Below are 430 nucleotides of genomic sequence, written 5' to 3' on the forward strand. Positions count from 1 at the left end.
CAAAGAGAAAAACGACCCTCTGTTTTGCATTAAAATACCGGTTGAACCCGCTACAAATGCTGAACCGAATTCGAAATAGAGGCTTTGAATAAAAGAAACCGCATTCCCTCCATCATCCACTACTGCTGCGTAGGCTGTGTCCCTCCCTAACGGTTCCGCGTTATATTCCATCGCACGATTCCAATGGATTTCTTCTGCAAGCTTTGCTGCATATGTTTTGCTGAGTAATTTTTCCAGCGGAACAGGGGAAAATTCCGGGTCCGTCAAAACTTCATTCCGATCTTGAAATACTTTTTTCAAGGTTTCGATTAAAATATGGTAATATTCATAAGATCCATGTTCGATCAACGTGAAATCAAAATTTTCCAATATATTGAGCGCCATTAACGCTGAAAAACCTTGAGAATTTGGCGGAGCTTGATAAATTTGG

General features: G+C 40.5%; 1 protein-coding gene. It reads right to left on the reverse strand.

Translation table 11 applies throughout. The features are described 5' to 3' along the window. Positions 1-430, reverse strand: a 430-nt coding sequence (locus ACLWS4_RS37530; RefSeq protein ID WP_416876507.1) for a gamma-glutamyltransferase, incomplete at both ends; no start/stop codon positions are given.

This window comes from Kitasatospora sp. SC0581 (assembly GCF_048159585.1).
GTDB lineage: Bacteria > Actinomycetota > Actinomycetes > Streptomycetales > Streptomycetaceae > Kitasatospora.